The following is a 5,943-nucleotide window of genomic DNA, read 5'->3' as shown; positions in this document are numbered from 1 at the left end:
CGCAGCAGCCCGTACCGCAACAGCCCGTACCCCAGCAGGCCGGGGCCCCGCAGGCCGGACCGCGGCAGCAGAAGGCGCCCGCCGCCGCGCAGCCCTCGGGTCCGGGCCCGGACGGCATCGACTGGGAGGCCGAGGCCGCCGCGCTGGAGGCCGGCGCCGACGGGCCGGAGACCGGCCCCGAGCACGCCGAGGACGAGTGGGACGGCCACGAGGAGGAGTACTCCGAGGACGCCGGCGAAGCGCTCGACGAGCAGGACGGGTTCCTCGGCGACCAGGACCAGTCCCGCGAGGCCAAGAAGAAGCGCAAGGAGAAGGGCAAGAAGTCGGGGCGCCGCAACGGCGGCGCCTGCCTGGTGGTCGCCCTGGTGCTGGTCGGTGCCGTGGGCGGCGCCGGCTGGTGGGGCTACGGCTTCTACCAGGACCACTTCGGCCCGCCGCCGGACTTCGTCGGCCAGGGTTCCGGCTCGACGACGGTCGAGATCAAGCAGGGCGCCGTGGGGGCCCAGATGGGCGCCGCGCTGAAGGCGGCCGGCGTGGTCAAGAGCGTCGACGCCTTCAGCAAGGCGTGCGAGAAGAACCCCAAGTGCACCACCATCCAGTACGGCACCTACACCCTCCCCCGCGAGATGTCCGCCGAGGCCGCGGTCGCGGCCCTCGTGGACGCGAACGGCGGCGAGAAGCTGATCGTCCAGGAGGGGCTGACGTCCACCGCCACCTTCGTGAAGATCGACGACAAGCTGAAGCTGGCCAAGGGCACCACGGCCGAGGTCGCCAAGGCCCAGGTCGGCAGCCTCGGCCTGCCCGCGTACGCCAACGGCAACATCGAGGGCTTCCTCTGGCCGGCCCGCTACTCGATCTCCGAGGGCATGAAGCCCGAGGACCTGCTCAAGCAGATGGTCAAGAACGCCGTCGAGCGCTATGCGAGCCTGGACGCGGAAGCCCCCAAGATCGGCCTCAAGAACGGCTACGAGGTGGTCATCGAGGCGAGCATCCTCCAGGCCGAGGGCAACAACCCGCAGGACTTCGCCAAGATGGCCCGGACCATCCAGAACCGGCTGGCCGACAAGGGCAAGATCGACGGCAAGCTCGGCATGGACACCACGCTGCAGTACGCGCTGGGCCGCAAGGTGCTCGACAAGAAGGACATCAACGACGCGTCCAACAAGTACAACACCTACTACAATCCGGGCCTGCCGCCCGGGCCGATCTCCAACCCGGGCGACGCCGCGCTCAAGGCGACGCTGAACCCGGCGGACGGCAAGTGGCTGTACTTCATCGCGATGTCGCCGGAGCTGACCCTGTTCGCGGACACGGACACGGAGCACGCGACCAACGTCGAGCAGTACTGCAAGGCGAACGGCCAGAAGTTCGACAAGGTGGCCGTCCACTGCACGACGAAGTGACAGCTGCTCAGGGAGACACCAGCGTGACCAGCAAGCACCGGGCCGCCGTCCTCGGCTCGCCGATCGCCCACTCGCTCTCGCCGGACCTGCACCGGGCGGCCTTCGCGGCGCTCGGGCTGGACGGCTGGCGCTACGACCGCTTCGAGGTCGACGAGGAGGGCCTGCCCGCCTTCCTCGACGGGCTGGACGAGACCCAGTGGGCGGGCTTCTCGCTCACGATGCCGCTCAAGCGCGCGGTCATCCCGCTGCTCGACGGGATCAGCGACGCCGCCCGCGCGGTCGAGGCGGTGAACACCGTGGTGTTCACCGCCGACGGGCGGCGGACCGGTGACAACACCGACATCCCCGGGCTGGTCAACGCACTGCGCGAGCGCGGCGTCACCGACGTCCCCTCGGCGGCCGTGCTCGGCGCCGGAGCCACCGCCTCCTCCGCGCTGGCGGCGCTGGCCCTGATCGGCACCCGCGAGGTGACCGTCTACGTGCGCAGCCCCGAGCGGGCCCGGGAGATGGCGGAGCTGGGGGAGCGGCTCGGCGTCGTCGTCCGGACCGCCGACTGGGCGCGCGGCGCCGAGGCGCTGGCCGAACCGCTGACCGTCTCCACCACGCCGGCCGGGGCCACCGACGGCTTCGCCGACGCGCTGCCGGCCGAGCCGGGCGCGCTGTTCGACGTGCTCTACCACCCGTGGCCGACGAAGCTGGCGGCGGTCTGCGCGGAGCGCGGGGCGACCGTGCTGGGCGGGCTGGACCTGCTGGTGCACCAGGCGGTGCTGCAGGACGAGCTCTTCACCGGTCGGGTGCCCGGCCCGCTGGCGGCGGTCCGCGCGGCGGGCGAGGCGGCGCTCGCCGGGCGCTGAGCCCGACCTCCCCCGGTCGTCCCGTCCGCCGTTCGGCCGGTCGCTGTCCGTCACCCGGACCGTGCGTCCGGGTGGTCCCGCGGCATGAAAGGATTCGGGGGAGAAGGCATGCACGCCCGGGCGGGTCGCGGCTGCGCGGCCGGTCCGCTGATGAAGGAGCTCCGTTGGGTACGTTGCGCTGGCTGACGGCGGGGGAGTCGCACGGCCCCGCACTCGTCGCGACGCTGGAGGGCCTGCCCGCCGGTGTACCGGTCACCACGGCCGTGGTGGCCGACGCGCTGGCGCGTCGCCGGCTCGGCTACGGCCGCGGCGCACGGATGAAGTTCGAGCAGGACGAGGTGACCTTCCTCGGCGGCGTCCGGCACGGCGAGACCATGGGCAGCCCGGTGGCGATCATGGTCGGCAACACCGAGTGGCCGAAGTGGGAGCAGGTCATGTCGGCCGACCCGGTCGACCCCGAGGTGCTGGCCGGTCTCGGCCGCAACGAGGCGCTCACCCGCCCGCGCCCCGGCCACGCCGACCTGGCCGGCATGCAGAAGTACTCGCTCGACGAGGCCCGCCCGATCCTGGAGCGCGCCAGCGCCCGTGAGACGGCCGCCCGGGTCGCGCTCGGCGCCGTCGCCCGCGCGTTCCTCAAGGAGACCTGCGGCATCGAGATCGTCAGCCACGTGGTCGAGCTGGCGGCCGCCAAGGCCCCGGCCGGTGTGCTGCCGCTGCCGTCCGACGAGGCGAAGCTCGACGCGGACCCGGTCCGCTGCCTGGACCCCGACGCCTCCGAGGCGATGGTCGCCGAGATCGACCAGGCCCACAAGGACGGCGACACCCTCGGCGGTGTGGTCGAGGTCCTCGCCTACGGCGTGCCGGTCGGCCTCGGCTCCCACGTGCACTGGGACCGCCGGCTGGACGCCCGTCTGGCCGCCGCGCTGATGGGCATCCAGGCGATCAAGGGCGTCGAGGTCGGCGACGGCTTCGACCTGGCCCGGGTGCCCGGCTCCCAGGCGCACGACGAGATCGTCCCGACCCCCGAGGGCGCCCGGCGCACCTCCGGGCGTTCCGGCGGCACCGAGGGCGGCCTCTCCACCGGCGAGCTGCTGCGGGTGCGCGCCGCGATGAAGCCGATCGCGACCGTTCCGCGCGCGCTGCGCACCATCGACGTGCGGACCGGCGAGCCGGCCAAGGCACACCACCAGCGTTCCGACGTCTGCGCCGTGCCGGCCGCCGGCATCGTCGCGGAGGCGATGGTCGCCCTGGTGCTGGCCGACGCGGTGAGCGAGAAGTTCGGCGGTGACCACGTGTCGGAGACCCGCCGCAACGTGCGGAGCTACCTCGACCACCTGGTCGTCCGATGACCGCACCCGTCGTGGTGCTGGTCGGGCCGCCCGGCAGTGGCAAGTCCACCGTCGGGCAGACCGTCGCCGAGCGGCTCGGCGTCGGGTTCCGGGACACCGACGCGGACGTCGAGGCACAGGCGGGCAAGCCCATCCCCGACATCTTCATCGACGAGGGCGAGCCGCACTTCCGCGCGCTGGAGGCGGCGGCCGTGCGGGCCGCCGCCGCGACCCACGGCGGCGTGCTCGCGCTCGGCGGCGGCGCGGTGATGGCGGACGCCACCCGCGACCTGCTGCGCGGGCTGCCGGTGGTCTTCCTGGAGGTCCCGCTGGCCGACGCGGTCAAGCGGGTCGGCCTCGACGCCCCCCGCCCGCTGCTGGCCGTCAACCCGCGGGCCCGCTGGCGCGAGCTGATGGAGGCCCGTCGTCCCCTCTACCTGGAGGTGGCCACCGCCGTCGTCGACACCGCCGGCCGCACCCCCGGGCAGGTCGCGGACGCCGTACTGGAAGCACTGGAGCTGAAGACCCCCCATGACTGACATCGTCACGATCCACGTCGGCGGCAGTGCCGGCCACGACCCGTACGACGTGCTGATCGGGCACCAGTTGCTCGGCGAGCTGGCGCCGTTGATCGGCGGCCGGGCCCGGCGGGTGGCGATCATCCACCCGGAGGCGCTGGAGGCCACCGCCGAGGCGGTCCGGGAGGACCTGCTCGGTGAGGGCTACGAGGCGATCGCCCTCCAGGTGCCCAACGCCGAGGAGGCCAAGAGCGCCGAGGTCGCCGCCTACTGTTGGTCGGTGCTCGGCCAGACCGGCTTCACCCGCAGCGACGTCGTCGTCGGGCTCGGCGGCGGTGCCACCACCGACCTGGCCGGCTTCGTCGCCGCCACCTGGCTGCGCGGGGTCCGCTGGATCTCGATGCCCACCACGCTGCTCGGCATGGTCGACGCGGCGGTCGGCGGCAAGACCGGCATCAACATCGCCGAGGGCAAGAACATGGTCGGCTCCTTCCACCCGCCGGTGGGCGTGCTGGCCGACCTCGGCACCCTGGAGACGGTTCCGAAGCACGACTACGTGTCCGGCCTCGCCGAGGTCGTCAAGTGCGGCTTCATCGCCGACCCGGCCATCCTCGACCTGATCGAGGCCGACCCGGAGGGCGCCAGGACGCCCGCCGGGCCGCACACCGTCGAGCTGATCCGGCGCGCCATCCAGGTCAAGGCCGACGTGGTCTCCGGCGACCTCAAGGAGTCCGGCCGGCGGGAGATCCTCAACTACGGGCACACCCTCGGTCACGCCATCGAGCGCAACGAGCGGTACAAGTGGCGGCACGGCGCCGCGATCTCGATCGGCATGGTGTTCGCCGCCGAACTGGGCCGGCTGGCCGGGCGGCTGGACGACGAGACCGCCGACCGGCACCGCAGCGTGCTGGCCTCGGTCGGTCTGCCGCTCAGCTACCGCGCGGACGCCTGGCCGAAGCTGCTGGACGCGATGAAGATCGACAAGAAGTCCCGCGGCGACCTGATCCGGTTCATCGTGCTGGACGGCCTCGGCAAGACCTCCGTGCTGGAGGGCCCCGACCCGTCCCTGCTGGTCGCGGCCTACGCGGAGGTCTCGTCGTGACCAGGGTCATGGTGCTCAACGGCCCCAACCTCGGGCGGCTCGGCAGCCGGGAGCCGGACGTCTACGGCTCCACCTCGTACACCGGGCTGGTCGAGCGCTGCACCGCGCTCGGCACGGAGCTGGGCTTCGAGGTCGAGGTGCACGAGACCAACTCCGAACAGCAGATGGTCGAGTGGCTGCACGAGGCGGCCGACGGCCGGGTCCCGGTGGTGATCAACCCCGGCGCGTTCACCCACTACTCGTACGCGATGCGGGACGCCGCCGCGCAGCGGACCGCGCCGCTGATCGAGGTGCACATCTCCAACCCGTACGCCCGGGAGACCTTCCGGCACACCTCGGTGATCGCCGCGGTGGCGTCCGGCACGATCGCCGGATTCGGGCTCGGCTCGTACGAGCTGGCCCTGCGTGCGCTCGCCGAGCAGCTCACCACGGGCTGACGGGCGGACGGCGCGCGTGTCGGCGGCCCGGCGGCGGACTGTGTCAGCTGCCGGGCCGCCGTGTAGTGTCCCCGCTGAAAAGAAGTCGGGAGGTGACCGTGACGCAGTACGCCGGGGATGGCGGGCTCCCCCCACGTCCCGTCGCTCCGCCGGTCCCGCCGGGTCCCGGTAGCGCCGCCGGGCCGGTCGCGTCCGCGTCCTCGCAGGACTCCCTGTCGGGGCCGCCGACCGTACCCGTGCCGGTGGTCCGGCCCGGGCCGCCCGCGGGCCCGCCTGCCGGTCCGCCCCCGGTGCCGCCCGC

Annotated in this window: 6 protein-coding genes; all 6 read left to right on the top strand. The window is 73.3% G+C overall.

The genetic code is table 11. The features are described from left to right. The coding region (gene mltG / locus ABZY91_RS20590) for an endolytic transglycosylase MltG (protein WP_355404219.1) at positions 1-1,403 on the top strand (1,403 nt) is incomplete at its 5' end. Positions 1,404-1,426: 23 nt separating this feature from the next. Then, the gene (locus ABZY91_RS20585) at positions 1,427-2,257 is read left to right on the top strand and encodes a shikimate dehydrogenase (RefSeq protein ID WP_329882234.1); all 831 of its coding nucleotides are present in this window, start codon (positions 1,427-1,429) and stop codon (positions 2,255-2,257) included. Positions 2,258-2,421: 164 nt separating this feature from the next. Beyond that, positions 2,422-3,606 carry a chorismate synthase gene (gene aroC / locus ABZY91_RS20580; RefSeq protein WP_355404217.1) on the top strand — a complete coding sequence of 395 codons (1,185 nt, stop codon included), beginning with the start codon at positions 2,422-2,424 and terminating at the stop codon, positions 3,604-3,606. After that, positions 3,603-4,124, top strand: a complete 522-nt coding sequence (locus ABZY91_RS20575; protein ID WP_329882232.1) for a shikimate kinase — start codon at positions 3,603-3,605, stop codon at positions 4,122-4,124. Before aroC ends, ABZY91_RS20575 begins: the two co-directional genes overlap by 4 nt. Further along, positions 4,117-5,205 (top strand): 3-dehydroquinate synthase, encoded by a 1,089-nt coding sequence (gene aroB, locus ABZY91_RS20570; protein WP_329882231.1) that lies wholly within the window; start codon positions 4,117-4,119, stop codon positions 5,203-5,205. The genes ABZY91_RS20575 and aroB overlap by 8 nt, the downstream gene beginning before the upstream one ends. Before the next feature lie 8 nt (positions 5,206-5,213). Next, positions 5,214-5,642, top strand: coding sequence for a type II 3-dehydroquinate dehydratase (gene aroQ, locus ABZY91_RS20565; RefSeq protein WP_329882371.1), 429 nt, complete (start codon positions 5,214-5,216; stop codon positions 5,640-5,642). Positions 5,643-5,943 lie beyond the last annotated feature (301 nt).

Origin of the sequence: Kitasatospora sp. NPDC002965 (assembly GCF_040611255.1) — a bacterium.
Taxonomy (GTDB): Bacteria; Actinomycetota; Actinomycetes; order Streptomycetales; family Streptomycetaceae; genus Kitasatospora.
The sequence above is the reverse complement of the archived record's forward strand: the minus strand, read 5'-3'. Positions and strand labels throughout refer to the sequence as shown.